Source organism: Arthrobacter melezitosi (genome assembly GCF_054511055.1).
The window spans coordinates 79,817-105,062 of the sequence record NZ_JBTNDJ010000010.1; the positions used below are offsets into that span (position 1 = coordinate 79,817).

General features: G+C 71.0%; 21 protein-coding genes. 3 read left to right on the forward strand and 18 right to left on the reverse strand.

Going from position 1 to position 25,246, the window contains the following annotated elements:
- Positions 1-69 precede the first annotated feature (69 nt).
- The 17 genes from ACX80W_RS11780 to dinB form a co-directional block, all read right to left on the reverse strand.
- On the reverse strand, positions 70-828 hold the full coding sequence (locus ACX80W_RS11780) for a YggS family pyridoxal phosphate-dependent enzyme (protein ID WP_459283470.1): 759 nt from the start codon (positions 826-828) through the stop codon (positions 70-72).
- Positions 825-1,553, reverse strand: a complete 729-nt coding sequence (locus tag ACX80W_RS11785; protein ID WP_459283472.1) for a purine nucleoside phosphorylase YfiH/LACC1 family protein — start codon at positions 1,551-1,553, stop codon at positions 825-827. Before ACX80W_RS11785 ends, ACX80W_RS11780 begins: the two co-directional genes overlap by 4 nt.
- A gap of 16 nt (positions 1,554-1,569) precedes the next feature.
- Positions 1,570-2,760 (reverse strand): cell division protein FtsZ, encoded by a 1,191-nt coding sequence (gene ftsZ, locus ACX80W_RS11790; protein WP_459283474.1) that lies wholly within the window; start codon positions 2,758-2,760, stop codon positions 1,570-1,572.
- A 206-nt stretch (positions 2,761-2,966) separates the two neighbouring features.
- Positions 2,967-3,806, reverse strand: a complete 840-nt coding sequence (locus ACX80W_RS11795) for a cell division protein FtsQ/DivIB (RefSeq protein ID WP_459283476.1) — start codon at positions 3,804-3,806, stop codon at positions 2,967-2,969.
- On the reverse strand, positions 3,796-5,154 hold the full coding sequence (gene murC / locus ACX80W_RS11800) for a UDP-N-acetylmuramate--L-alanine ligase (protein ID WP_459283508.1): 1,359 nt from the start codon (positions 5,152-5,154) through the stop codon (positions 3,796-3,798). Before murC ends, ACX80W_RS11795 begins: the two co-directional genes overlap by 11 nt.
- An 89-nt stretch (positions 5,155-5,243) precedes the next feature.
- Positions 5,244-6,353 carry an undecaprenyldiphospho-muramoylpentapeptide beta-N-acetylglucosaminyltransferase gene (murG, locus tag ACX80W_RS11805; RefSeq protein ID WP_459283478.1) on the reverse strand — a complete coding sequence of 370 codons (1,110 nt, stop codon included), beginning with the start codon at positions 6,351-6,353 and terminating at the stop codon, positions 5,244-5,246.
- Positions 6,350-7,669, reverse strand: a complete 1,320-nt coding sequence (gene ftsW, locus ACX80W_RS11810) for a putative lipid II flippase FtsW (protein ID WP_459283480.1) — start codon at positions 7,667-7,669, stop codon at positions 6,350-6,352. The genes murG and ftsW overlap by 4 nt, the downstream gene beginning before the upstream one ends.
- Positions 7,670-9,223 (reverse strand): UDP-N-acetylmuramoyl-L-alanine--D-glutamate ligase, encoded by a 1,554-nt coding sequence (murD, locus tag ACX80W_RS11815; RefSeq protein WP_459283482.1) that lies wholly within the window; start codon positions 9,221-9,223, stop codon positions 7,670-7,672.
- Between the two features lie 5 nt (positions 9,224-9,228).
- Complete coding sequence (mraY, locus tag ACX80W_RS11820; protein WP_459283484.1) at positions 9,229-10,329, reverse strand: phospho-N-acetylmuramoyl-pentapeptide-transferase; 1,101 nt, start codon at positions 10,327-10,329, stop codon at positions 9,229-9,231.
- Complete coding sequence (locus ACX80W_RS11825) at positions 10,326-11,870, reverse strand: UDP-N-acetylmuramoyl-tripeptide--D-alanyl-D-alanine ligase (protein ID WP_459283486.1); 1,545 nt, start codon at positions 11,868-11,870, stop codon at positions 10,326-10,328. The genes mraY and ACX80W_RS11825 overlap by 4 nt, the downstream gene beginning before the upstream one ends.
- 6 nt (positions 11,871-11,876) lie before the next feature.
- Positions 11,877-13,499, reverse strand: a complete 1,623-nt coding sequence (locus ACX80W_RS11830) for a UDP-N-acetylmuramoyl-L-alanyl-D-glutamate--2,6-diaminopimelate ligase (protein WP_459283510.1) — start codon at positions 13,497-13,499, stop codon at positions 11,877-11,879.
- 57 nt (positions 13,500-13,556) lie between these two features.
- On the reverse strand, positions 13,557-15,347 hold the full coding sequence (locus ACX80W_RS11835; protein WP_459283488.1) for a peptidoglycan D,D-transpeptidase FtsI family protein: 1,791 nt from the start codon (positions 15,345-15,347) through the stop codon (positions 13,557-13,559).
- Positions 15,348-15,428: 81 nt separating this feature from the next.
- Complete coding sequence (gene ftsL, locus ACX80W_RS11840) at positions 15,429-16,172, reverse strand: cell division protein FtsL (RefSeq protein ID WP_459283490.1); 744 nt, start codon at positions 16,170-16,172, stop codon at positions 15,429-15,431.
- Positions 16,169-17,170, reverse strand: coding sequence for a 16S rRNA (cytosine(1402)-N(4))-methyltransferase RsmH (gene rsmH, locus ACX80W_RS11845; RefSeq protein ID WP_459283492.1), 1,002 nt, complete (start codon positions 17,168-17,170; stop codon positions 16,169-16,171). Before rsmH ends, ftsL begins: the two co-directional genes overlap by 4 nt.
- A gap of 282 nt (positions 17,171-17,452) precedes the next feature.
- Entirely contained in the window at positions 17,453-17,884 is a 432-nt protein-coding gene (gene mraZ, locus ACX80W_RS11850; RefSeq protein WP_133404868.1) for a division/cell wall cluster transcriptional repressor MraZ, read from the reverse strand.
- Between the two features lie 349 nt (positions 17,885-18,233).
- Entirely contained in the window at positions 18,234-18,611 is a 378-nt protein-coding gene (locus ACX80W_RS11855; protein WP_459283494.1) for an SCO2097 family morphological protein, read from the reverse strand.
- Between the two features lie 182 nt (positions 18,612-18,793).
- Positions 18,794-19,978 (reverse strand): DNA polymerase IV, encoded by a 1,185-nt coding sequence (gene dinB / locus ACX80W_RS11860; RefSeq protein ID WP_459283511.1) that lies wholly within the window; start codon positions 19,976-19,978, stop codon positions 18,794-18,796.
- A 184-nt stretch (positions 19,979-20,162) separates the two neighbouring features.
- Between dinB and ACX80W_RS11865 the strand changes: the two genes are divergently transcribed.
- The gene (locus tag ACX80W_RS11865) at positions 20,163-21,287 is read left to right on the forward strand and encodes a polyprenyl synthetase family protein (RefSeq protein WP_459283496.1); all 1,125 of its coding nucleotides are present in this window, start codon (positions 20,163-20,165) and stop codon (positions 21,285-21,287) included.
- Between the two features lie 52 nt (positions 21,288-21,339).
- On the opposite strand, the gene ACX80W_RS11870 is transcribed toward ACX80W_RS11865, so the two are convergent.
- Entirely contained in the window at positions 21,340-21,693 is a 354-nt protein-coding gene (locus ACX80W_RS11870; RefSeq protein ID WP_459283498.1) for an Rv2175c family DNA-binding protein, read from the reverse strand.
- Between the two features lie 264 nt (positions 21,694-21,957).
- On the opposite strand from ACX80W_RS11870, the gene ACX80W_RS11875 reads away from it, so the two are divergent.
- Together ACX80W_RS11875 and ACX80W_RS11880 are read left to right on the forward strand one after the other, a co-directional pair.
- Complete coding sequence (locus tag ACX80W_RS11875; protein WP_459283500.1) at positions 21,958-23,514, forward strand: LysM peptidoglycan-binding domain-containing protein; 1,557 nt, start codon at positions 21,958-21,960, stop codon at positions 23,512-23,514.
- Positions 23,515-23,581: 67 nt separating this feature from the next.
- A partial coding sequence (locus ACX80W_RS11880; protein ID WP_459283502.1) for a protein kinase domain-containing protein occupies positions 23,582-25,246 on the forward strand: 1,665 nt, incomplete at its 3' end.

The following is a 25,246-nucleotide window of genomic DNA, read 5'->3' on the forward strand; positions in this document are numbered from 1 at the left end:
TGGATACTTCGGTTCGTCCCGGTGCCGAAACTCCGCCCTGCGGGTCTCACTGCCGTCCCGGTGCAGACGCTACCGCAACGGCGGGCGCGGACCGAGTACATCTGAGCCAATCCGCAGGTGTGTCGCGCCCGCCTGGATGGCGGCTTCCAGGTCTCCGCTCATGCCGGCCGAGATGGCCGACGCGCCCGGGTGCCCGGCCCGCAGGTCCGAGGCAATGCGCGCCAGGCGGTGGAAGGCGGCCAGCGGGTCGGCCCCGAGCGGGGCCACCGCCATGACGCCCGCAAGGTGCAGCCCCGGCGCAACGGCGAGGCGGTCGGCGATGTCGGGCACCTCCGACGGTGCTGCCCCTCCACGCCCACCGGTGCGGGCATCGGGATCCAGGCTCACCTGGATGAAGCACCGCAGCGCCTGCCGGGGCGGAAGCTGCGCCTCGGAGCGCCGCTCCGCGTCGGCGGCCGCGGCCCTGGCCAGGGCGTCCGCCACCGAGGGCCGGTCGACGGAGTGGACCGCCGTGGCGTAGCGGAGGACCGAGCGGGCCTTGTTGCTTTGCAGCTGGCCGATGAAGTGCCAGCGCAGGCCGAGGTCGGCGGTCTCGGCGGCCTTCGCGGAGGCCTCCTGGTCACGGTTCTCCCCGACGTCCCGCACCCCGAGTTCGACGAGCAGCCGCACGTCGGCGGCGGGGAAGAACTTGGTGACGACGATCAGCTCCGGCGCGTCGGTCCGGCCCGCGGCGGCGCAGGCGCCCGCGATGCGTTCCCGCACCGCCCCAAGCCGCCCGGCCAGTTCCTGCCGGCGCCCGTCCTCCGCCGGCCCGCTGCCGCCGTTCACGCGCGCCAGACCAGGCCGGCGATCCGGCCCGCGCCGGGTTCCCGGCGGTGGGAGAACAGCGCGGTGTTCTCAAGGGTGCACGGGGTCGATCCGGACGGCACCGCCGCCAGCGCGACTCCCGCCTCGGCCAGCTGGTGCCGGACGGCCGCCGGCAGGTCGAGGGCAGGGGTGCCCTGCCGGGTCACCGCATAGGCGGCCGGCACCGCGGCGGCCACCTCGTCCCTCAGCCCGGCCGGCACCTCGTAGCAGCGCCCGCACACCGACGGACCGATCCACGCGGTGAGATCCCCGGCGCCGGAGGCCCGAAGGGCCGCCACCGCATTGGGCACGATGCCCTTCAGGACGCCGTTGCGTCCGGCATGGACGACCGCGGTTGCCGGGCCTGAGGAGTCGGCCAGGACGATGGGCACGCAGTCGGCGACGAGCACGGCCAGCGCCTGGCTGCCGTCGGGGCTGACCAGCGCGTCGGCCTCCGGCGGGTTCCAGCCCCGGGCGTCGGCCGCCGCGTCCGCCCGGTTCCCGGCCGGAACCTCGGCCACGGTGCCGGAGTGCACCTGGGTCATGAACCGCAGGGAACCGGCCGCCACCCCCATCGATGCCTCGAGGCGCGCCCGGTTGCCGGCCGCCGTCTCCGGGGCCCCGAGGTTCAGGGCCAGGTTGCCGGCGGAGGAATCGGTGAAGGCGACGTGCAGCCCGGGCCGCACGCCGCCCCTCCAGAAGAACATCCGCAGGAGGTCCCGGTTACTTGAGGAAGTCGGGAACGTCGAGGTCGTCCGAGCGGCCCGAGGAGAGGTCGGGCTCCACCACGGCGGGCAGGTCGACGTCGAACCCGGAATCCGCCGGGACCGCGTTGGACTGGGCGAAGCGCTGCTGGGACCACGCGCCGAGGCCGGCGGAGGCCGGAGCGGCGGCGCGGGCGGAGTCCCCGCCGACCGTCGGAGCCGCGGCGGGCTTCACCGCGGGAACGGCCGGCTGCGAGGTCGCATCGACCTGGTCGAAGCCTGCGGCGATGACGGTGACACGCGCCTCGTCGCCGAGGGCGTCGTCGATCACCGCGCCGAAGATGATGTTGGCCTCCGGGTGGGCGACTTCCTGGACCAGCCTCGCCGCCTCGTTGATCTCGAAGAGCCCGAGGTCGGAACCGCCCTGGATGGACAGCAGGACGCCGTGCGCGCCGTCGATCGACGCCTCAAGCAGCGGCGAGGCGATGGCGAGTTCCGCGGCCTTGACGGCCCGATCCTCTCCGCGCGCCGAACCGATGCCCATCAGCGCCGACCCGGCGCCCTGCATCACCGACTTCACGTCGGCGAAGTCGAGGTTGATCAGGCCGGGGGTGGTGATCAGGTCGGTGATGCCCTGCACACCGGAGAGCAGCACCTGGTCCGCCGAACGGAACGCGTCGAGCATCGACACGTTGCGGTCGCTGATCGAGAGCAGGCGGTCGTTCGGGATGACGATGAGGGTGTCGACCTCGTCGCGCAGCGTGTCGATGCCCGACTCGGCCTGGTTGGACCGGCGCCGGCCCTCGAAGGTGAACGGCCGGGTGACCACGCCGATGGTCAGGGCGCCCAGGGAGCGGGCGATGCGCGCCACGACGGGCGCGCCGCCGGTGCCCGTGCCGCCGCCCTCACCGGCGGTGACGAAGACCATGTCGGCTCCGCGCAGCACCTCTTCGATCTCCTCGGAGTGGTCCTCGGCGGCCCTGCGCCCAACCTCCGGATCCGCGCCGGCGCCGAGCCCGCGCGTGAGTTCGCGTCCGACGTCGAGCTTCACGTCGGCGTCGCTCATCAGCAGTGCCTGCGCGTCGGTGTTGATGGCGATGAACTCCACCCCGCGGAGTCCCACCTCGATCATCCGGTTGATGGCGTTTACGCCGCCCCCGCCGATGCCGACGACCTTGATGACGGCCAAGTAATTCTGCGGTGCTGCCACGTCCTGTGTCCCTTGTTCGAATCTGTGCGCTGTTGTCTGGGGTTACACCCGGCCGGAACCGGCTTCAACCTTCACCCGGCATAACGTTAACCCTCAGGTTGAGAGTTAATGTTATGTCAAGTAACTTCTACTTGAGACGCTATGGGCACCGGAAGCCTTCCGCAATGACCGGTGCCGCGTGTCGCCTTGTTTCTTTGAGATCCCGCTCACCGGGTGACCGGACGGTCGGGTGTGCTGACGTCGTATTCCTTCACCGGCGGATCCGATGCCGGTACCTTCAGCAGTGCCTGCAGGACCTTCGACTTCGCCGTGTTGCGCTCCGCGTTCCCCCAGAAGATTTTCTGGTTTCCGGTCAGCGAAAGCGAAACCGAGTCCACGCTTCGGGCGGAGGCGTGGTTGAGCCGCGAGAGGATGTCCGGGGGCAGGTCGGCCAGCACCGCGGTGATCGAGGCGAAGACCTCGGAATTCACCGCCTCGGTGCCGCCGTCGATCAGCGGAAGCTTCACCGCGGCCCGGTCGGCCACCGTCTTCAGCTGCCGGCCCTCGGAGTCGATCAGGATGAACTGCCTGTCCTGCTGCACGATGGCCACCGGAACCCGTTCCCGGATGGTGACAACGAGCGTCGACGGCGGCTCGGCCGCCACCCGCACCGCCTCGATGGGCGCCTTGTCCCGCAGCAGCCCCTCCACCTTCTCATCCGGGAGCCGGGTGAGCGAGGTGCCCATCAGCGGGTCGAGCGCGGCCGTGACCTCCTCGGTGGAGACCAGGGTGTTGCCTTCGACCCGCAGCTGCTTCAGCGCCAGGGCCGGGGAAAAGATCAGGTAGGCGAGCAGGCCGCCCACGGCCAGGACCAGCGCGAGGAGGATCCACAGGAGCACCCGCCGCCGGCGCCGGGCCGGCGGCTCCGGGAATTCCAGGACCGTGGCTCCGGCGGGCACCTCGTCCTGCCGGGGCAGCACGGAGACCTTGCCCGAGTTGGCCCGGACCCCGCCGGCGGCACCGGTTCCGGTTCCGCCGGCCGGCCGGGGCGGTTTCCTAGCTGGCATCGTCCACCGTCCCGGTCCCCCCGCGGGCCCGGAGGGCCTCCACCAGCGAAGCGGCAAGGTGGGTGACGTCCCCGGCACCGACGGTCAGGATGATGTCGCCGGCGGCGGCGCGGGCGGCCACGGCGGCGACCGCGGCCTGGGGGTCCTGCACGTACCCCCCGGGCCGGGTGAGCCGCGCGGCGATCAGGTCGCTGGTGACGCCCGGGATCGGGTCCTCACGCGCGGGGTAGATCGGCAGCAGGGTCGCCGAGTCCGCCGCGTCGAGCGCCGCGGCGAACCCTTCGGCGAACTCGCGGGTCCGGGAGAACAGGTGGGGCTGGAACAGGACGTGGACCGCGTGCCCGGCGGCGACCGTGCGCGCCGCAGCCAGGGCGGCCTCGACTTCGGTCGGGTGGTGGGCGTAGTCGTCGAAGACGCGCACCCCGGCGCCTCCGCCGCGGGCCTCGAAGCGGCGGGCCGCTCCGGAGAAGGAGGCGAGGCCCTCGGCGGCAACCGCCGGGTCCACCCCCAGTTCGAGTCCGACGGCGAAGGCGGCCGCGGCATTGAGGATGTTGTGCCTGCCCGGCACGCTCAGCTGCAGTTCCTGCTGCGCGTCGAGGCCGTCGACGGCGAAGGACAGCACGCTGTTGGAGGTGCTGCCGAGGGTCCGGGTGGCGCCCAGCTGGATGTCGGCCGTCGGTGAGTACCCGTAGGTGCGCACCCGCCGGGTGGCCGAGGCCTTCGCGGCCAGCGCGGCCGCTCCGGGGTCGTCGGCGCAGGCGATGAGCACCCCGTCCTCGGGCAGGAGCCCGGTGAACTGCTCGAAGACCGCCGTGACGGCGTCCGCCGTGCCGTAGTGGTCGAGGTGGTCAGCCTCGACGTTGGTGACCACCGCGATCTGCGGGCTGTAGTTCAGGAACGAGCCGTCCGATTCGTCGGCTTCGGCAACGAACACTCCCCCGCCGGCCCAGCGCGCGTTGACGCCCAGGGCCGCCACGTCCCCGCCGATGGCGAAGGAGGGGTCCCGTCCGGCCGCCTGCAGCAGGACGGTGATCATCGCCGTCGTCGTCGTCTTTCCGTGGGTTCCGGCGACGGCGATGACCCTCTGGCCGGCCATGGCCGCTGCGAGGGCCTCGGAACGGTGCTGGATGGGGATGCCGAGGCGGCGCGCCTCCAGCAGTTCCGGGTTGTCCGGCCGGATCGCGGAGGAGACGACAACCTGGCCGGCGCCGGTGATGTTCCCGGCCCGGTGGCCGACGTGGACGTCGGCGCCGAGCGCGGCCAGGGACTTCAGCGCCTTGGAATCCGCGGCGTCCGAGCCGGACACGGGGATGCCCTGGCCGAGCAGGACGCGGGCGACGGCGGACATGCCGGCGCCGCCGAGGCCGATGAAGTGGACCCGCCCGGCCTCCTGAACCTCCGGCTGCCCGCCCGTGCCGGACCCTGCCGTGCCGCCGCTCACGCGGGGACTCCCGCCGCGTCGAGCACGAGCCGGGCCATGATCCTGTCGGCGTCGCGGATGCCCTGCTCCGCCGCGGCCCGGCCCATCCGTTCGAGTGCCGCCGGGTCGTTCAGCAGGGCCAGGGCCTCGCTGCGCAGCCGCGCCGGGGTGAGGTCGGAGTCGGAGATGAGCACCGCGCCCTTCGCGGCGACGAGGGCGGCGGCGTTGAGGCGCTGCTCGCCGTTGCCGTGGGCAAGGGGCACCAGGATCGAGGGCAGCCCGACGGCGCTGATCTCGCAGACGGTGGCGGCGCCGGCGCGGGCCACGAGGAGGTCGGCCGCGGCGTACACGGACTCCATGTCATCGACGTACTCGAGCTGGTGGTAGCCGGGAAGCGTGAGCGGGGAGCCGTCCGCCGCGGCGATGGTCTTGCCCCGGCCGGTGATGTGCAGCACCTGGATCCCCTCGGCGCACAGCTCCGGGGCCGCGGCGGCGGCGGCGCGGTTGATGCTGAGGGCACCGGAGGAGCCGCCGGTGACGATGAGGGTCGGGCGTGCCGGGTCGAGCCCGAGGGCGCGCCGGGCGGATTCGCGCCGGGCCGCCCGGTCGAGCCCGGCGATGGCGCGGCGCATCGGCATGCCCACCCACTGGGCGCGCGGCAGCCGGGTGTCCCGGAAGGCTACGGCGACGGTCCCGGCGATGCGGGCTCCGAGCCGGTTCGCGACGCCGGGGCGGGCGTTGGCTTCGTGGATGACCAGCGGCACCCGCCGGAGGAACGCCGCGAGGTAGAGCGGTGCGGCGACGTAGCCGCCAACCCCCACCACCACGGAGGGGCGGGCCGCGTCGAGGATGCGCAGCGCCTGCCGGACGGCGGCGGCCAGGCGGAAGGGCAGCTTCACGAGGTCGGTGGAGGGACGGCGCGGCAGCGGCACCCGGTCGATGGTCTCGAGGTCGTAGCCGGCGGCCGGCACGAGCCGGGTCTCCATCCCGGCCTCGGTGCCGACGGCCGTAATGCGCGCCCCGGGGGCGAGGTCGGCGATCGCGTCGGCGATGGCCAGCAGGGGGCTGATGTGGCCGGCGGTGCCGCCGCCGGCGAGGACGACGGAGATCGGTGGGTGCGGGTTCATGGAGCTCGGGTTTCGCTTTCGGTCTGTATGAAGGTCGCGGGCATCCGGCGGGCGAAGGACAGCAGGACGCCCACCGCGGCGAGGGTGAAGGTCAGCGCCGAACCGCCGTAGGAGATGAAGGGCAGGGGTACCCCGATCACCGGGAGCAGGCCGGTCACCATGCCGACGTTGACGAAGGCCTGGCCGATCAGCCAGACCAGGATGGACCCCATCAGGATCCGCACGAAGGGGTCGCTGTAGCGCATGGCGACCTGGATGGTGGCAACGGCGAGGATGCCGAACAGGGCGACCACGACGATGGCGCCGACGAGGCCGAACTCCTCGCCGATGATGGCGAAGATGAAGTCGTTGTGCGCCTCGGGGATCCAGTTCCACTTCTGCCGGCTCTGGCCGATGCCCACGCCGAACCAGCCCCCGGAGGCCATGGCGAAGAGCCCGTTGTCGGACTGCAGGCACAGGTCGGCGCCGTCGTCGCAGTTCAGCCGCAGCCAGGCGCTGATCCGCCCGCCGCGGTTGGCGCTGGTGAGCACCATCAGGGTGGCCACGACGGCTCCACCGGCGCCGGCGAGGAGGAACATCTTCAGCGGTGCCCCGGCGAAGAAGAGGGCCGCCGCAAGGATCATCACCAGGATCATGCCGGTGCCCAGGTCGCCCCCGAGCAGCACCAGGAGGATGGGAAGCCCGCCCAGCGGCAGCGCCGGCACCAGGGCGTGCTTCCAGTCGCGGATCAGGCCCTTCTTGCGTTCAAGGACCGTGGCGAACCACAGGGCCAGCGCCAGTTTCGCGGGTTCGGAGGGCTGGAATGACTGGTTGCCGATCAGAATCCAGTTCTTGTTGCCGTTGATGCTCACGCCGATGACGAGCACGAGGATCAGCAGCACGACGGCCACGCCGAGCCCGGGCCAGGCCAGCGCCTTGTAGAGCCGGGGCCCGAACCGGGAGAGGAGGAACATCAGCACCAGGCCGCCGCCGGCCCAGACGGCCTGCTTCAGGAAGAGGTCGAACTCCTCCTTGCCCTCGGAGATCGCCTCGACGGAGGACGCCGAGAGCACCATGAGCAGGCCGATGGCCGTCAGGGCGAGGGCTGCGCCGAGGATCAGGTAGTAGCTGGAGCCGCTGGGGCTGCGGCCGGTTCCCTCGAGGTAGCGCCAGCCGGTCACCGCGGCCGCCCGGAGCCCGCCGCGCGCCGGCGGCTGCGGCGTGCCGGCGCTGCCGCCGCGCTGCGGCGTCGTCCCTGCGGTGCGCGCTGTCCGTGCCGCAGAGGAGCGGGCCGGCGCGGGCTTCCGCCCGCCGGGCCGGGTGGGGGTGGTAACCATCTAGAGCTCCTTCGCGGTTGGTGCCTGCCCCTCCACCAGCGCTCGAACCGCCGTGGCAAAGGCATCACCCCGGTGGGCGTACGAGGAGAACTGGTCCATGGAGGCGGCGGCCGGCGCAAGCAGCACCGTGTCGCCCTCCCCCGCGAGGCGGGCCGCCTCGGCAGCCGCCCATTCCATCACCTGCGCACCGCCCGGCTCTCCCCCACCCTCGGGGTTTTCGTTACCAGTGTGACTGGTGTGCCAGCTGATGACGGGCACATCGGGAGCGTGTCGGTGCAGGGCCTCCCGCAGGGCCGTGCTTTCGGCGCCGATGAGCACCACGGCCTTCAGCCGGGCGGCGTGGGTGCGGACGAGGTCGTCGTAGGCGACGCCCTTGGAAAGGCCTCCGGCGATCCAGACCACCGAGGTGAACGCCGAAAGGGAGGCCGAGGCGGCGTGCGGGTTGGTGGCCTTGGAGTCGTTGATCCAGAGCACTCCACCGGCGGAGGCGATGGCCTCGATGCGGTGGGCACCCGGTGAGTAGGTGCGGATCCCCTCCCGGACGGCGGCCGCGGGTATGCCGGCCGCGCGCACGAGCGCGGCGGCGGCCAGGGCGTTGGCCACGAGGTGGCGCGGCACGACGTCCCCGAGTTCGCGGACCGACGCCAGCTCGGCGGCGGAGTCCCTGCGCTGTTCGATGAAGGCCCGGTCGACGAGGAGGTCCTCCACGACGCCCATCATGCTCACCGCGGGCGTGCCCGTGGTGAATCCGACGGCCCGGCAGCCCTCGACCACGTCGGCCTCCTCGACCATCACCTCGGTCTCGTGCTGTTCGACGTTGTAGATGCAGGCGATCCGGGTGCCGTCGTAGATCTTGGCCTTCGCCGCGGCGTAGGCCTCGTAGCTGCCGTGCCAGTCGACGTGGTCCTCGGCGATGTTGAGGCAGACGCTGGCCAGCGCCGAAACCGACTCGCTCCAGTGGAGCTGGAAGCTCGAGAGTTCCACGGCGAGGAAGTCGAAGCCCTGCGGGTCGCGGATCACGTCGAGGATGGGCGTGCCGACGTTCCCGGCGGCCACGGCGCGCTTGCCGGCGGCCAGCAGCATCGACTCGGTCAGCCCGACGGTTGTCGTCTTGCCGTTCGTGCCGGTGATGGTGAGCCATTCGGCGGTGGGCCGGCCCTCGCGGATGCGCACCCGCCAGGCCAGTTCCACATCGCCCCAGATGGGGATCCCCGCTGCGGCGGCGGCCGCCAGGAGGGGCTGGGACGGGCTCCAGCCGGGCGAGGCGATGATCAGCTCCGGCGCCTGCCCGTCGACCGCCGGGACCTCCGCGGTGTGCCCGGCGCCGAGCAGCACCTCGCGGGCGCCGACGATCCGCAGCGTGTCAGCCTTGGCCCGGTTGGCCTCCGAATCGGAGCCGTCGACGACGACGACGGCCGCGCCGAGCTCCACCAGGGTGTCGGCGGCGGAGAAGCCCGAGGCCCCGATGCCGGCGACGACGACGCGCAGGCCGCGCCAGTCGGCGTCCCAGGTGGTCAGGCCCGCCAGCCGTCCGGCCGATTCCGGTTTCTCCATGTCCGTCAACCCACTACCCAATCCGCATAGAAAATACCGAGTGCCACGGCGACGAAAAGCCCGCCCAGGATCCAGAAGCGCACCACCACGGTGACCTCCTGCCAGCCCTTGAGCTCGAAGTGGTGCTGCAGCGGCGCCATCTTGAAGACGCGTTTTCCGCCGGTCGCCTTGAAGTAGCCGACCTGGATGATCACCGAGAGGGTGATCATCACGAACAGCCCGGCCATCACGACCAGCAGGAGCTGGGTGCGCGAGAGGATCGCGAATCCGGCGATCGCGCCGCCGATGGCCAGCGACCCGGTGTCGCCCATGAAGATCTTCGCCGGCGAGGTGTTCCACCACAGGAAGCCCACGAGCGCCCCGGCCATGGACCCGGCGATGAGCGCGAGGTCCAGCGGGTCGCGTACCTCGTAGCAGACGTTCACCGGAACCTGCAGCGACCCGCAGCTCTGGTTGGACTGCCAGATGCCCATCAGCATGTAGGCGGCGAAGACCAGGATGGAGGCGCCCGCCGCCAGCCCGTCGAGCCCGTCGGCGAGGTTCACCCCGTTGGTCGCCGCCGTCATGATCAGGTTCGACCACAGGACGAATAGGATGGCGCCCACGAGGGTGCCGGCGAAGGCGAGGTCGATCGAGGTGTCGCGCAGGAAGGAGATGGCCGTCGAGGCCGGCGTCCGGCCCTGCTCGTCGGGGAAGTGCAGTGCGAGCACCGCGAACAGGATGCCCACGAAACTCTGGCCGGCGATCTTCGCCCCGGCGCTGAGCCCGAGGCTGCGCTGCTTGGAGATCTTGATGTAGTCGTCGAAGAAGCCGACGGCGCCCATCCCTGCGGTCACCAGCAGCAGCAGCAGCCCCGAGGCACTCGGCCCGGTCGAGCCGCCGAGCAGCGCCATCACCGCGTGGGTGAGGAAGTAGGCGAGCAGCACCGATCCGACGATCACCGCACCGCCCATGGTGGGGGTGCCGCGCTTGGTGTGGTGCGCCGTCGGGCCGTCGTCGCGGATGAACTGGCCGTAGCTCTTGCGGACCAGGAGCTTGATGAACAGCGGGGTGCCGACAAGTGCGAAGAAGAGCGCCGACGCCGAACCGATCAGGAGGGCGATCACGGCTGCTGGCTCCTTCGTGGGGGAATGCCGTCCGGGCTGGTGGCCGGCGGCTCGATCTCGTCTGCGGGCTGCGGGGGCGCCGGGTCCGGCGAGCCCGCAGCATCAGGGAGCAATGCTATCCGATCCCCCAGGAACCTCAGGCCCGCCCCGTTGGAGGACTTGAACAGCACGATGTCGCCGGGGCGCAGTTCCGCGCGCAGCAGCCGCTCGGCGGCCTCCGCGTCGGGCACCTGCTGGATTTCGTCGCCCCAGGAGCCTTCGAGCAGTGCGCCGTTGTACAGGGCCCGGACGTTGTCGCCGCCGACGACGACGAGCTTGGAGATGTTCAGCCGCACGACGACCCGCCCGAGCAGGTCGTGCTCCTCGATGGAGGACTCCCCCAGTTCGAGCATTTCGCCCAGCACGGCCCAGGTGCGGCGCCGGCCGGCGCCCAGTTCCGCGAGCGTGCGCAGGGCCGCGCGCATCGATTCAGGGTTGGCGTTGTAGGCGTCGTTGATGACGGTGACCCCGTCGGGCCGTTCGGTGAGTTCCATCCGCCAGCGGCTCGCCGCGGCCTGGGTGCGCAGCGCCTTGGCGATGCGCTCCCCGGGCACGCCGAGCACCCAGCCGACGGAGGCGGCCGCGAGCAGGTTGGCCGTGTGGTGCAGGCCAAGCAGCGGGGACACCACGGGGTGGCTCGTGCCGTCCGGGAGCACGAGGTCGAAGGCGGGGTGGCCCTCGGGCGTCGTGGTGCTGCCGGACGCGGTGAGGATGTCGCCGTCGGCGGCCGCGAAGTCGCCGGAGGAGGTGAAGTAGACCCGCCGGGCGGCGGTGCGGTCGCGCATGGGCAGCACGCGTTCGTCGTCGGCGTTGAGGACGGCGGTGCCCTGAGGACCGAGGGCGGCGAACAGTTCGCCCTTCGTCCGGGCGATGGCCTCCACCCCGCCGAACTCCCCCACGTGGGCGGAGCCGACGCCGAGCACGACGCCGATGTCCGGCTTCACCATGTCCGCGAGGTAGGTGATGTTGCCGGGCTTCGTGGCGCCCATTTCGATGATGAGGTAGCGGGTTCCGTAGTCGGCCCGGAAGACCGTGAGCGGGACGCCCACCTCGCCGTTGTAGGACCCGGTGGGGGCGACGGTGGGACCCTCGCCGGCGAGCAGCCCGGCCAGGAGGTCCTTGGTCGTCGTCTTGCCGGCCGAGCCGGTGATTCCGATGACGGTCAGCGGCGCCGAGGCCCGCAGGCGGCGCACGGACTCCGCGGCGAGGACGCCCATGGCGAGCACGGCGTCGGGCACGATCACGGCGGGCAGGTCGGCTCCGCCCGCCCCGCTGAGAGGGCGCTCGGCGAGGGCGAGCACGGCGCCGGCAGCGAACGCCTGCGGCGCGAAGTCGTGGCCGTCGGTCACCTCGCCGGGTTTGGCGATGAACAGGCCGCCCGGGGTGCACTCGCGCGAGTCGGTGGCTGCGGAGGTGACGGTGAGGGTGGGGTTGCGGCTGGCGCCCTGCGAGAGGTGGCCACCGGTGAGTGCCGCGATGTCGGCTGCGCTGAATTCAATCATGACGGTCTAGGACTCTATCGCCACAGGCGTGCGCACAGAGAATCCGTGCCTTGTCAAAGAGGCCGCGAGCTCCACCCGGTCGTCGAGGGGGTGGTTCACACCCTTGATCTCCTGCCAGACCTCATGCCCGCGGCCCGCGACCAGCACGGTGTCCTGGGCGCGGGCCATCGCCACGGCCGCCTCGATGGCCTCCGCCCGCGGGAAGACCTCGAGGACCTCGCAGGCGAGGCCTTCGGCGCGCACCGCCCCGAGCGCACCCTCGAGCACGCCGCGCCGGATCTGCGCCTCGTCCTCGTCGTGCGGGTCGTCGTCGGTCACGATGACCACGTCGGCGAGGCGGGCGGCAACGGCGCCCATGATGGGGCGTTTGGTCTCATCGCGCTGCCCGGTCGCCCCGAAGACGATGAGAACGCGCGAAGCCGGGTCGGGGCGGCGCACCGACTCGAGGGTGCGCACGAGCGCATCGGGGTTGTGCGCGAAATCGACGATCGCGGTCGGGGCGTCGCTGATGAGCTGCATCCTGCCGGGCACCTGCACGGTGAACGGGTCGTGGTCGGCGGCGGCCCGCTGCAGGTCCGCCGGGTCCACCCCGGAGGCGAGCACCATGACGGCGGCAAGGGCGGCGTTCGAGACGTTGAACGTCCCCGGAAGTCCCGTGGACAGGGCCAGGGCCGTCCCGCCCGGGCCGCGCAGGGTGAACCGGTGGCCCAGGCCGGCCGGTTCGATGTCCCCGACGGTCCAGTCCGCCGGCGGCGCGCCGGCCGGCGGCCGGGGATCGGTGCGCAGGGTCAGGACGGTCCCGGTGGCGGCCCCGGCCATGCGGGCGCCCCATTCGTCGTCGACGGTGACCACGGCGGCGCGCGAGCGGGCGCCGAACAGGGAGGCCTTGACGGCGAAGTAGGCCTCCATGTCCCCGTGGAGGTCGAGGTGGTCCTGGGTGAGGTTGGTGAAGCCGGCGACGTCGAACACGACCCCGTCCACCCGGCCGAATTCGAGCGCGTGGGAGGAGACCTCCATTGCGGCGGCGCCGAGCCCGCGTTCGCGCATGAGGGCCAGGAGGGAATGGACCTGCGGCGATTCGGGGGTGGTGAGCGTGCTCGGGATCGCCTCGGCGCCGGCGAGGATCTCGATGGTGCCGATCAGCCCCGTGGTGCGTCCGAGCGCCCGCAGGAGGGCGTTGATGAAGTAGGTGGTGGTCGTCTTGCCGTTGGTTCCGGTCACGCCGAAGAGCGCCGGCCGGGGGGCGGGGCCGGACTGGCTGGCGAAGGCGGCGGCCGCCAGCGGGCCGACCAGCAGCCGCGGCCGCTCCGCGACCAGGACGGGGAGCCCGAGCGGATCCGGGCCGGCACCGATCAGGGCCGCGCCCGCGGCGTCCGTCAGGACGGCGGCGGCACCGCCGGCGGCGGCCTGGGCGGCGTACGCGGCCCCGTGGCGCTGGGCGCCGGGCACGGCGATGTAGAGGTCCCCGGGAGCGACGGCGCGGGAGTCAACGGCCACCCCGGTCACCTGCAGGGCGGCCAGCGCCGAGTCCCGCACCGGCGCCCCTTCAACGGTCACGGGGGGCAGGGCGGCGTCGAGCCGGCCCAGGAGTGCTGCGAGGGACACCGGCTGGACATGCCGGGGCCTCATCCCAAGGCCCGCGGCGCTTGAGGGGGTGCGAATTGACACGGAGCTTTTACTTTCGGATCAGTACTCGACGGGGTAAGCCTCGGGCTTGCCCGCCGAGGGTGGAACGTTCGATGCGTTGAGGACCTGCTTCATCACCTTCTGGAAGGATTCGCCCGGCACCAGGTAGTAGAGGTCGCCCTGCGGCCGCTGCAGCGTCACCACCACAACGTATTCAGGGTCCTCGATCGGGGCGATCCCGGCATAGGACAGAGTGTAGCCATCGTATCCGCCGTTGGGCCCGGGGGCCTCGGCGGTGCCGGTCTTCGAGCCGACCCGGTACTGTTCGAGGGCGCCGGACTTGCCGGAGCCTTCGACGGTGACGGTTTCGAGCAGCTTCTGCAGCTTCTTGGCGGTCGGTTCCGAGACGACCTCGGTCCCCTCCCCCTGGGGCACCTCGTGCTCGGTGCCGTCCGGGTCGATGTACGCATCGATCAGCCGCGGCGGGAGCCGGACGCCGTCGTTGGCGACCGTCTGGAACACCATGGCGGTGTGCAGGGCGGTCTGGGCCAGCCCCTGCCCGAAGAGGACGGTGTACTGCTGGCGGTCGTCCCAGGTCTCGGGCTTGGGCAGCAGGCCCCGGGTCTCGCCGTTGAGCCCCGTGTTCAGTTCCTCGCCGATGCCGAACTTCTTCAGCCAGTCGTAGCGCTGCTGCTTGGTGAGCTGCTCGCCGATCTTGACGGTGCCGGTGTTGAGCGACTTGGCGAAGATGCCGGCCACCGTGCGGCGCTCCTCGCCGTGGGCGTAGGCATCCTTGAAGGTCTGGTTCCCCACGGTGTAGAGCGGCGGGATCTCGAACCGGGTGGTGGGTTCGATGATCCCCTCCTCCAGGCCGGCGGCAAGGGTGATCAGCTTGGTGGTGGAGCCGGGTTCGAAGGCGGCGGTCACCGACAGCGGGCTGCGGAACTCCGGCGGTGTCGCCCCGGGATTGTTGGGGTCCGGCGTGGTGGATTCGGCAAGCGCCCGAATGGCCCCGGTCTTCGCCTCGACGACCACGATGTTGCCCCAGTCCGCGTTGTAGTCCTTCACCTGCGAGGCGATGGTCTGCTGGGCGAACCACTGGAGGTCCTGGTCGATCGTCAGCCGGACGGACTGGCCGTCCTTGGCCGGCACGTCCTCGTTGGTGGCGTAGGGGATGCGGATCCCGTCCCCGCCGATCTCGTAGGTCTTGCTGCCGGCCTTGCCCGTGAGCTTGTCCGTCAGCGAGAGCTCAAGTCCCTCGCGGGGCTCGCCGTCCGGGCCGACGTAGCCGACGATGGAGCCGGCCACCGAACCGGCCGGGTAGGTGCGCACACTGGTCTTGTCCGCGTAGACCCCCGGGAGGCCGACGGCGAGGGCACGGTTCTTGACCTCCGGTGTGACGGTGCGGGCCACGTAGTTGAAGCTCTTGTCGCCCTGGATGGAGCTGCGCAGGGTTTCGGCGTCGATGCCGAGGACCGCGGAGAGTTCGTCGAAGCCCTGCTGCATGGGCAGGTCGAGCTCCCGCTCGCCGAGTTCCTCGTTGTACCGGTCGAAGGTCTCGCCGCCGCTGAGCCGCTGGTCGACGACGATGTCGAAACGCTCGACGCTGCGTGCGAAGTACTTCCCGTTCGTGTCGAGGATCGACCCGCGGACCGGCTGCACGGCCGTTGTCGTGAGCCGCTTGGACAGTCCGGCCTGGGCCAGCCCGTCCAGGTCGAGCGCCTGCAGCTGGAACAAGCGGACCCCGAGCACCAGCAGCAGGACCAGGACGAAGGCAAGCCCGACGCGCAGGCGCCTGGATCCGAGGGCTACGCGGAGGGCGTCCTGGCTGCCGGCTTTGGGGTGTGCCACGTGGTGTCCTTGGTGGTCGCGGGGAGTGCAGGGGCGGAGGCGTGCGGGGCCCCGGCAGGGCCGGTGCCTCCAGCGGGGGCTCTAGCGGGAGCCGGGGAGCTGGGCCGGGCCGGGGATGGTTCCGCCGGCGTGGGCACCGGCGGCGGCCCCGGGGGCGCCACCCTGTCCCGGCGCGGCACCGCGGGCCTGCTCGGGCAGCTCCACCGGTACCTGCGGCACGGGAACGTCGGCGGCCTCGCCGGGGGCGGCCTCCGCGGGTACGGGATCCGGCTCCGCCGGCTGGGGTTCTGCGGCGGCCTCGGGTGCCGGCGCCGGAGCGGGGGCGTCCTGCGCCGTGACCACCTCGGGGGCGGCGATCAGGGCTTCGGGGGCGCTACCTTCCTTGGCGGGCTCCGGGTTCCCGGTGACCTTCACTGTCTCGAGGTCGATTGAGCCGAACGTCGGGGAGGACACCATGCCGAGCTTCGTGGCCGCCGCCGCCAGGTTCTGGGGCGCGCCGCGGTCCTCGAGCCGCTGGACCAGGGCCTCGTTCTCCTGGCTCAGCGCCACCTGCTGGCCGCGGAGCTGGACGAGCTCGTACTGGGTGCTCGAAACGGAGATGTTAAGGATCAGCACGGCCACCAGCGCGGCCACCAGCAGGGCGCAGCTGAAGACGGCGAAGGGCACCCTGCGGCGCGAGGGGCGCGCCGGAACCACCGAGAGCGGAGTCCGCGGGCGTTGGGGCGAACCGGTCGAGGGTTGCCCGCGGCGGATGGGATGGGTGGCAAAGGCGCTGCTGCCGGAGGTCGCTGGTGGCCGGGTGTCCGCACTCAATGCCTGGCTCATGGTGTTTTCCTGTCCTTCGGACCTCGTGTGATTTTTTCGACAGCCCTGAGCTTCGCCGACGCCGCCCTGGGGTTTTCCTGTATCTCCTGCTCGGTCGGGGCCTCGGTGCCCCGGGTGAGGAGTCGGAGATATGGCTTGTGCTCCTCAAGCTCCACGGGGAACCCGACCGGAGCCGAAGATTTGCTGCCTGCGGCGAACGCGCTCTTCACGATGCGGTCCTCGAGGGAGTGGTAGGACAGCGCCACGATCCGGCCGCCGACGTTCAGCGCGTCGATGGCTGCGGGGACGGCCCGTTCGAGGACTGTAAGTTCCTCGTTGACCTCGATCCGCAGGGCCTGGAAGGTGCGCTTCGCGGGATGACCGCCGGTGCGGGCGGCCGAGGCGGGCACCACGGAGCGGATGACTTCGACGAGCCGGCCGGTCGTGGTGATCGGGGCGGCGGCGCGGGCCTCGACGATGGCCGACGAGATCCGGCCGGCGAACTTCTCCTCGCCCCAGGTGCGGATGATGCGCAGCAGGTCCTCGCGCGGGTAGGTGTTGACGACCGTGGCCGCGGTGGCGCCCCTGCTGGTGTCCATCCGCATGTCGAGCGGTGCGTCGTAGGAGTAGGCGAATCCCCGCTCGCGCTCATCGAGCTGCAGCGAGGAGACCCCAAGGTCGAAGAGGACGGCGTCGACGCCGTCGATGCCGAGGTCGGCAAGGGCCTCACCGATTTCGTCGTAGACGGCATGGACGAGGTCGAGCCGCTCGTCGAACCGGCTGAGGCGGGCCCCGGCGAGGCGCAGCGCCTGCGGGTCGCGGTCGATGCCCACGAGGTGCGCCGAGGGGAAGGCCTCGAGCATTGTTTCGGAGTGTCCGCCCATGCCGAGGGTCGCATCGACGATGACGGGCCGTCGGCCGGCGTCGGCAGCGGCGTGGACGGCGGGAGCCAGGAGTGCAACGGAGCGTTCGCGCAGAACCGGGATGTGCCTATCGCCGGTCGGGCGCTCATCGCTCATGCACTGACTCCTTCCTGAGTGTGTGGCTGTCCACCCGCACCACCTAAGCGGTGTTGGTGCGGTCGATTGGTACGAATGGTCCACGCGTCGGGAGGTGTCCTTGAATCAGATCCCCATCCGGCCGGTCGTCCGCCCGCCTGGCTCCGGGGAAGTGAAGCCAGGTGGATCGAAGCGTCCGGCGGCTGGAGATCTCATCCAAGAAATTCGCGCCGCGCTGTGTTGTGCAGTTGTGCCGGACCGAATGGTCAGTCTTCGGGCGGTTCCAGCCGGAGCCGGAGCCGCCTAGAAGATTCCCGGCAGTCCCTCATCATCCGTTTCGGAGAAGGCGGTTTCCTTCTCCTCCAGGTAGCTGTTCCAGGCTTCCGCGTCCCAGATTTCGGCGCGGCTTCCCGCCCCAATCACTGCGAGTTCACGGTCCAATCCGGCATAGGAGCGAAGCGCGGGCGGAATGGTAATCCGACCCTGCTTATCCGGGACTTCATCGGAAGCCCCGGAGAGGAAAACCCGAATGTAATCCCGTGCTTGACGGGAGGAAATCGGAGCCGACCTCATTTGCTCGTGAACCTTTTCGAATTCGCTCTGGCTAAAAACGTAAATGCAACGTTCCTGCCCCCTGGTCAGCACCAAACCGGACGAAAGTTCCTCCCGGAACTTCGCCGGCAGGATCAACCTGCCCTTCTCATCGAGACGGGGGGTATGGGTCCCGAGGAACATCCCCCACCGCCTGTTCTGACTCGGGCGAAGGTCGGTTCGTTACCGATTCGCTCTTATATTCCCCACTTTACTCCACAACGCTCCACAGTCAATCCACCGACACCACCGGTCCCTCCACTTTTATTTCGGGCGCGCCTGAAGCCGTTTTGGGACGCATGTGAAAGCGGCGCGGAGCCCTGGAGGACGGGGCGGACGGGCGGCGCGGCCCTCCGCGGAGCGGGGATTCCCCCGGCGCGGAAGCCCGTTAAATGCCGAAAGACCCGCCGGTGCGGGTCTTTCGGGAAGTTTGGTGGGAGCCCGGCGCCGGGCCGCTCACGGGAGCCGGGCCTTCAGCGGACGGCCGGCGGGATCAGGGTTGGTCCCGCTTCCGTTCCTCCCATTTGTCTTCGAGGCTGCTCATGAAGCCGGACTTGCCGGCGGAGGCGGGTTTTGAGGGAAGCCCTGCGGTGTTCCCGACCTCGACGGTCTTCGCCTTCGTCGTCGCAAAGTAGACTCCCGCGCCCATGACGATGAACCCTGCGACGCCGACCACGATGAGCTGGGAACCGATGCCTGCGAGGAGGATCAGGATCCCGGCGATGGTGACGAGCGAGCCGATGACGAGCCTTCGGGTCGACATCGAGCGCCTTGTACTCGACGCCATCGAATGGGCGAATTTCGGATCGTCGGCGTGAAGCTGCTGCTCAAGCTGATCGAGCAACCTCTGCTCGTGTTCCGAGAGTGCCATTACGGCCTCCTTGATGTAAGTGCCAACGTTCCTTCATCCAACCAACGAGTCCGGCCCCGGGATTGTTCCCGGGTTGGGCCCGCCGCTCCGGAATCCGCTGCGTGCCCGGGGGCTGTGCGGCGGAGGTGCCGGAGATCGATTGACCTACACCAAGAGTAGTTCTCACCACGGTATCTTGAAAGTCACAATGTAGCGTTACCGGGCGGATCACCGCGCCGGGCCGCCCGGGGCGCCGGAGGCCCCAGCAGACCGGCCGGCCGGACCCCGGCGGCACCGAATTTCTGGTTCACCGCGTCCAGCGCAGCCTCCGCCGTCCGCCAATTGTCGTCCCGCCTGTCGATCGTCAGCTGGTGGGCACCGGCTCCCCCGGCGCCGAGGTGTTCGGCCCGCAGCCCGATCAGCCGCACGGCCATGGGCCGGTCGCCCAGCGCCGCCAGGAGCGCCGTCGCCGCGCCGTAGATCGCATGGGCGCTGTCGACGGGTTCGGCCAGCTTCTTCGAACGGGTCAGGGTGGAGAAGTCGGCGTAGCGCAGCTTAAGGGATACGCCCTGCGCCGACGCCCCCGCGGCGCGGAGCCTGGTGGCCGTGCGGTGTGCGAGCCGCAGCAGCTCCCGGTGGAGGACGGCGGTGTCGGTGACGTCCTGCGCGAAGGTCTCCTCCGCTCCAATGCTCTTTTCCACCCGGGAGACGACGACCTTCCGGGGGTCCCTGCCCCAGGCCAGTTCGTGGACATGCCGGCCCGCACTGCCAAGGAGCCTGGCGAGCGCGGAGACCGGGGTGGCGGCGAGGTCCTCAACGGTCCGGATTCCCAGCCGTGCCAGGGTCTCCTGGGTCTTGGCGCCCACCCCCCACAGCGCCGAGACCGGCTGCGCATGGAGGAAGGCGATCGTGTCGCTGCCGGGCACCAGCAGGAGCCCGTCGGGCTTGGCCTGGGTGGAGGCGATCTTCGCCACGAACTTCGTGGTGGCGGCCCCCACGCTCGCCGTGATGCCCAGGCTGCCGCTGATCTCGGCGCGGATCTGCTCCCCGATCGCCCGGGGGTGGCCGAGCCTGCGCCGAGCCCCGGCGACGTCGAGGAAGGCCTCGTCGACGCTGAGCTGCTCCACCAGTGGGGTGACCGAACGGAAAATCTCCATCACCGCCGCCGAAACCTCCGCGTAGCGGCCGTGGTGGGGCTCGAGGATCACGGCGGCCGGGCAGCGCCGCATCGCGACGGCCATCGGCATGGCGGAGCGGACCCCGAAGCGGCGGGCCTCGTAGGAGGCCGAGAGGACCACCGAGCGCCCGGACGGGCTGCCGACGATCACGGGCGCACCCCGGAGTTCGGGCCGGCTCATCAGTTCCACCGACACGTAGAAGGCGTCCATGTCGATATGCAGGATGGTGCACTCCGCGCCGACCGGCTGCTGGCCTTCCGTCCCGTTCACCACCGGTTCATCGTATCCGAGCGCTACGACACCGGCGGAGGGCCCCGGCACTTCCGGAACGGCCGCGGCCCGCGGGGGTTTAGAGTTGAATCCGTTCACGCCTGCCTAGCCGTATGGGGAATTCATGCAGTCCGCCACCCGAGCCGCCGACCCGGACAACCGCCTGACGGACACGGTCCGCCGCGACCAGGCCGCCTTCCTGTCGGCCATGTCCACGGAAACCGGCCTCTTCCTTGCGGAACAGGAAGAGATCCTCGCCGGCATCGCCCCCGAAAGCCTGTCGCTGCTGTCCGCCGTCCGCCAGCTGACCGGCGGCGGCAAGCGGATCCGTGCCCTTCTGTGCTTCTGGGGCTGGCGCGCGGCGGGCGGCTCCGGTGACCTGCAGCCGGTGGCCCGGGCCGGGGCGGCACTGGAATTCTTCCAGGCCGCGGCCCTGATGCACGACGACGTCATCGACCGCTCCGAAACCCGCAGGGGCGCCCCCAGCATCCACCGGCAGTTCCGGCAGCAGCACCTCGATGCGGAGTGGCACCTCGATGCCGACCGCTTCGGGACGTCGTCCGCGATCCTCGCCGGGGACCTGTGCCTCGCCTTCAGCGAGGAACTCTTCACCGGGGCATGCGAGGGTTCCCGGGGATCGTCCGCGCGGGCCATCTTCAACCGGATGCGCACCGAGGTGATGGCCGGGCAGTACCTCGACCTCCTCGAGGAGGCGGTCGGGCCCGACCTGCACCCCGAGGCCGCGGCAGGGCGCGCCCTCAATATCCTCCGGTACAAGTCGGCTCGGTATTCGATCGAGCGCCCCGTGATGCTCGGCGGCGCGCTGGCCGGGGCCGAGCCGGCCACCCTCGCCGCGTTCTCGGCGTTCGCCCTGCCCCTCGGTGAGGCCTTCCAACTGCGCGACGACGTCCTCGGGGTCTTCGGCGATCCGGAGGTGACGGGCAAGCCCGCCGGGGACGACCTCCGGGAGGGCAAGCGGACCTACCTCGTGGCGCGCGCGCTGGCCGGCAGCGGACTGCGGGACCAGGGCGTCATCAATTCGCTGCTGGGCGACCCGGCCCTGGACGACGACGGCGTCTCCCGGCTGCGGGACCTCATCACCGCCAGCGGAGCCCTGCAGGACACCGAACAGCTCATCCAGGACCGTTCGGCCGAGGCCTTCGCCGCCCTTGGCGCACTCGAGACCGACGAGGTGCCGGCCGCGGCGCTGAGGCTGCTGGCCGAAGCGGCCGTGACGCGCACCTTCTAGGCTCCCGCCCCGGCCCGCATGCCGGGCCGGAGGGTGCGCTGCGGACGGGCGGCTACCAGGCGGCGGCCTGGGCCCGGCGCCGGATCTCGGTCTTGCGGCCCTCGCGCAGGGCATCGATGGGGCGGCCCGGCAGCGAGTCGTCCTCCGTGTAGAGCCAGCGGATGATCTCCTCGTCCTCGAATCCGGAGTCGGACAGGACAATGATGGTGCCCTTCAGGCTGTCAAGGACCGCGCCGTCCACGACGAAGTCCGCCGGGATACTCCGAATCTTCCGGTCGGTGATGCGGAGGGCGACGAGGGCGCGCTCGTCGAGCAGGGCGTGGACCTTCGTGATGGCGACGCCGAGCAGTTCGGCGACCTCCGGGAGGTTCCTCCAGTGGGGCACAAGTTCTTCGATTTCAGTCACCTTCTAAGGGTGCCATGAGCGGCCGCGCGCGCTCTACCTGCCGCCGGACACCGCCGACACGCCGGATGGGCACCTGACTTGGAGTTCCCGCCTGTTGTGATAGCCCCGGCATCGTGTAGATTCACTACAGTCACATCTGTAACTGGAGTCACAGAAGACCCATTGTCCAACACACTTGCACCATGGATTGCCGGGACAGGAGATCGATCAATCCCGGCACCCGACGACCGTGCGGCCCAGCCGCCTCTAGATGAGGAAATGCCCATGACTGCCCAGCCACCGTCAACATCCCCGAGCGGAGCCGCCCCGCGCGCCGCCGGCACTCCCTCTTCCCGACGGCGGACCCTGGCCGTGTCCACGGCCGCCATCCCGGCCGTCATCCTGTCCTCGGTGGCACTGGCGGAGTCCGCGGCAGCCCACCAGCCCGCTCCCGCAACGTCCGTCCGGACCCACGCCCCCGCCGTGAAGGCCTCCCCCGCCCGCACCATCATTCCCGCAGCCGACGTCGCCGCCCGCGTTCCCGCGCTGAAGGTCCCTGCTGTGACGACGCCGGCGGGCTACACGATCAAGGCCGGCGACACCATGGGCGCAATCGCCCGCAGGCACGGCGTCGAGCTCGATGCCCTGCTCAAGCTCAACCGGATGAGCCCCACGACCGTCATCCACCCGGGCCAGAAGATCCGCCTGAGGGCCGAGGCGGCCCCGGCGCCCGCCGCGGTCCGCACCCAGGCCACCGGCGGCAGCTACGTCGTCAAGCCCGGCGACACCCTCGGCGCCATCGCCTCACGCCACGGCGTCAGCCTCGACAGCGTGCTCAAGGCCAACGGCCTCTCGATGAACTCGATCATCCGCCCCGGGCAGAAGATCATCGTTGGCGGAGCACCCGCGGGCCGCCCGGCCCCGGCCCCGGCCCCCGCACCGGTGAAGCCCGCGCCGGCTGCCCCGGCCGGCAGCTACGTCGTCAAGCCCGGCGACACCCTCGGCGCCATCGCCTCACGCCACGGCGTCAGCCTCCAGAGCCTGCTCTCCGCCAACCGGCTCTCCATGAACTCGGTCATCCACCCGGGGCAGAAGCTTGTCCTCGGCGGGAACCCCGCCGCACCTGCCGGGCCGGCCGCTCCACCGGCCGCTCCCCCCTCCGCCCCGCCGGCCGCTCCCGCGGGCAGCTACACGATCAAGGCCGGTGACACCCTGGGTGCCATCGCCTCACGCCACGGCGTCAGCCTCGCTGCGCTCCTCCAGGCGAACAACCTGCAGGCGTCCACCATGATCTACCCCGGCAAGAAGCTGACGATCCCCACCGGCGCCACCCCCACCACCCCGCCGCCGAAGGACCTTGTGCCATCGACCTTCCTCGGGGTGACCTACCCGCAGGCCGTCGTCGCGGACGCAAACCGCAACAAGCAGATCCTCAACTCCCTGCCGGCCCCCAGCCCGGCCGAGATGCGCACGATGGTGGCGAACACCGCCCGGTCGATGGGCGTCGATCCCAGCCTCGCGATGGCCTTCGCCTACCAGGAATCGGGCTTCAACCAGCGCGCGGTCTCCCCCGCGAATGCCATCGGCACGATGCAGGTCATCCCGATGTCGGGCCAGTGGGCTTCCGACCTTGTGGGCCGCAAGCTCAACCTCCTCAACCCGCAGGACAATGTGACGGCCGGCGTGGCGATCATCCGCTCGCTGCTCGCCACGAGCCCCAACCAGGACATCGCGATCGCGTCCTACTACCAGGGCCAGTACTCGGTGAAGACCCACGGCATGTTCAGCGACACCAAGAACTACGTCGCCGCGATCAAGGCCCACCAGAAGAACTTCCGGTAGGAACGGTGGAGGGCGGCATCGGGTGTTGATCCTGCCCTCCACCCCGGCCAGCACTTAGGATCGGTAAGTGCACCAACGGCTGAACGACCCCCTGATCGGCGAGCTTATCGACGGGCGCTACCTCGTAGAGTCGCGCATCGCGCGCGGCGGAATGTCCACCGTCTACCTCGCCCTGGACCGCAGGCTGGACCGCAGGGTCGCGTTGAAGGTCCTCTTCTCTCACCTCGCCGAGGACCGCACCTTCCTGCACCGGTTCGAGCAGGAGGCCAAGTCGGCCGCGCGGCTCTCCCACCCCCACGTGGTCGGCGTCCTGGACCAGGGCATCGACGAAACCACCGAACGCCGCACCGCCTACCTTGTGATGGAGTACGTCCCCGGACGCACCCTGCGCGACCTGCTCCGCGAACGCGGCCGGCTCACCCCCCGGCAGGCGCTTGCCCTGATCGACCCCGTCATCGAAGGCCTCGCCGCAGCACACGAGGCAGGACTCGTGCACCGCGACGTCAAACCGGAAAACGTCCTCCTCGCCAGCAGCGGCCAGATCAAGATTGCCGACTTCGGCCTGGCGCGCGCCGTCACAGCCAACACCGGCACCGCAACGCTCGTCGGCACCGCGGCCTACCTGCCGCCAGAGCTCGTTCGAGGCTCCCCGGCGGACGCGCGCAGCGACGTCTACTCCGCCGGCATCATGCTCTTCGAACTCCTGACGGGGCGCCAGCCCTTCACCGGCGACGCGCCGGTCCAGATCGCCTTCCAGCACGCGTACGAGCGGGTGCCGGCGGCTTCGGTGTTCCTGCCGGGGCTGGCCGAGGACCTCGATGAACTGGTGCAGTGGTGCACCTCGCGCGATCCCGAGGACCGGCCGGTGGACGGCACGGCCCTGCTCGGCGAGCTCCGCCACATCCGCACCACGCTGACCGATGCCGACCTTGACTACACTCCCCCGCCTCCGGCCCGGCAGGACGGCGCTCCGGGTGCCGGGTTCGCCGGTGCGCCCGGTATGGATGAAGCGCCACGCCCGGGGCACTCCACCGAGGTGCCCGGGGTCCACCGCAGCCTCACCGAGGTCCTCGGCGGAGCGCATTCGGCCAACCCCACCGAGGCGATCGGCGGCGCCTCCGGCAACCCCACCGAGGTGATCGGCACAGCACATTCCGCCAACCCCACCGAGGTCATCGGCGGTGCCTCCGGCAACCCCACCGAGGTGATCGGCACAGCACATTCCGCCAACCCCACGGAGGTCATCGGCGGAGCCTCCGGCAACCCCACCGAGGTGATCAGCGGACTGGGGTCCGGAGCGGCTGCGGTTCCTCCCAGCCAGGCGGGCGGACCGACCGGAGTGCTGCCGCCGGGCCGGGGAGCCGACAGCCCCACCACGAGGATTTTCCCCCCGGAGCCGCGGGGCCGGCCGGCCGGGTCCGACGACGACACGGCCACCCGCGTCCTGGGCCGGGCGCTCCGCCCCCACCACGCACCGCCGCCTGCCGTCAGTCCGCAGCACCATCCCGCGCCGTTCCAGCCGGCGCAGGCTCCCGTGCCGGCAAGCCGGTCACAGCAGCGCAGGCAGGCGCGCGCCGCGCAGCGGCCGGTGAAGCCGCTGCGTACCCGGCGCGCGGCGCAGTGGCAGGGCGTGCTCGTCCTGCTGCTGATCCTGCTGGCCTTCCTGGCTACTGCCACAGGGCATCTGCCTCTAAGCGACCCACCAAAATGCCGGCGTCCCCCCAACCACGAA

What these genes read in the sequence shown, in the direction of transcription:
- ftsW (WP_459283480.1), bottom strand. Translation starts at nt 7,669, where the DNA reads ATGGTTACCACCCCCACCCGGCCCGGCGGGCGGAAGCCCGCGCCGGCC.
- ACX80W_RS11865 (WP_459283496.1), top strand. Translation starts at nt 20,163, where the DNA reads ATGCAGTCCGCCACCCGAGCCGCCGACCCGGACAACCGCCTGACGGAC.
- dinB (WP_459283511.1), bottom strand. Translation starts at nt 19,978, where the DNA reads ATGGACGCCTTCTACGTGTCGGTGGAACTGATGAGCCGGCCCGAACTC.
- murG (WP_459283478.1), bottom strand. Translation starts at nt 6,353, where the DNA reads ATGAACCCGCACCCACCGATCTCCGTCGTCCTCGCCGGCGGCGGCACC.
- murC (WP_459283508.1), bottom strand. Translation starts at nt 5,154, where the DNA reads ATGTCCGCCGTCGCCCGCGTCCTGCTCGGCCAGGGCATCCCCGTGTCC.
- ACX80W_RS11875 (WP_459283500.1), top strand. Translation starts at nt 21,958, where the DNA reads ATGACTGCCCAGCCACCGTCAACATCCCCGAGCGGAGCCGCCCCGCGC.
- mraZ (WP_133404868.1), bottom strand. Translation starts at nt 17,884, where the DNA reads ATGTTCCTCGGGACCCATACCCCCCGTCTCGATGAGAAGGGCAGGTTG.
- ACX80W_RS11795 (WP_459283476.1), bottom strand. Translation starts at nt 3,806, where the DNA reads ATGCCAGCTAGGAAACCGCCCCGGCCGGCCGGCGGAACCGGAACCGGT.
- rsmH (WP_459283492.1), bottom strand. Translation starts at nt 17,170, where the DNA reads ATGAGCGATGAGCGCCCGACCGGCGATAGGCACATCCCGGTTCTGCGC.
- ACX80W_RS11785 (WP_459283472.1), bottom strand. Translation starts at nt 1,553, where the DNA reads ATGTTCTTCTGGAGGGGCGGCGTGCGGCCCGGGCTGCACGTCGCCTTC.
- ftsL (WP_459283490.1), bottom strand. Translation starts at nt 16,172, where the DNA reads ATGAGCCAGGCATTGAGTGCGGACACCCGGCCACCAGCGACCTCCGGC.
- ACX80W_RS11825 (WP_459283486.1), bottom strand. Translation starts at nt 11,870, where the DNA reads ATGATTGAATTCAGCGCAGCCGACATCGCGGCACTCACCGGTGGCCAC.
- ACX80W_RS11830 (WP_459283510.1), bottom strand. Translation starts at nt 13,499, where the DNA reads ATGAGGCCCCGGCATGTCCAGCCGGTGTCCCTCGCAGCACTCCTGGGC.
- murD (WP_459283482.1), bottom strand. Translation starts at nt 9,223, where the DNA reads ATGGAGAAACCGGAATCGGCCGGACGGCTGGCGGGCCTGACCACCTGG.
- ACX80W_RS11855 (WP_459283494.1), bottom strand. Translation starts at nt 18,611, where the DNA reads ATGGCACTCTCGGAACACGAGCAGAGGTTGCTCGATCAGCTTGAGCAG.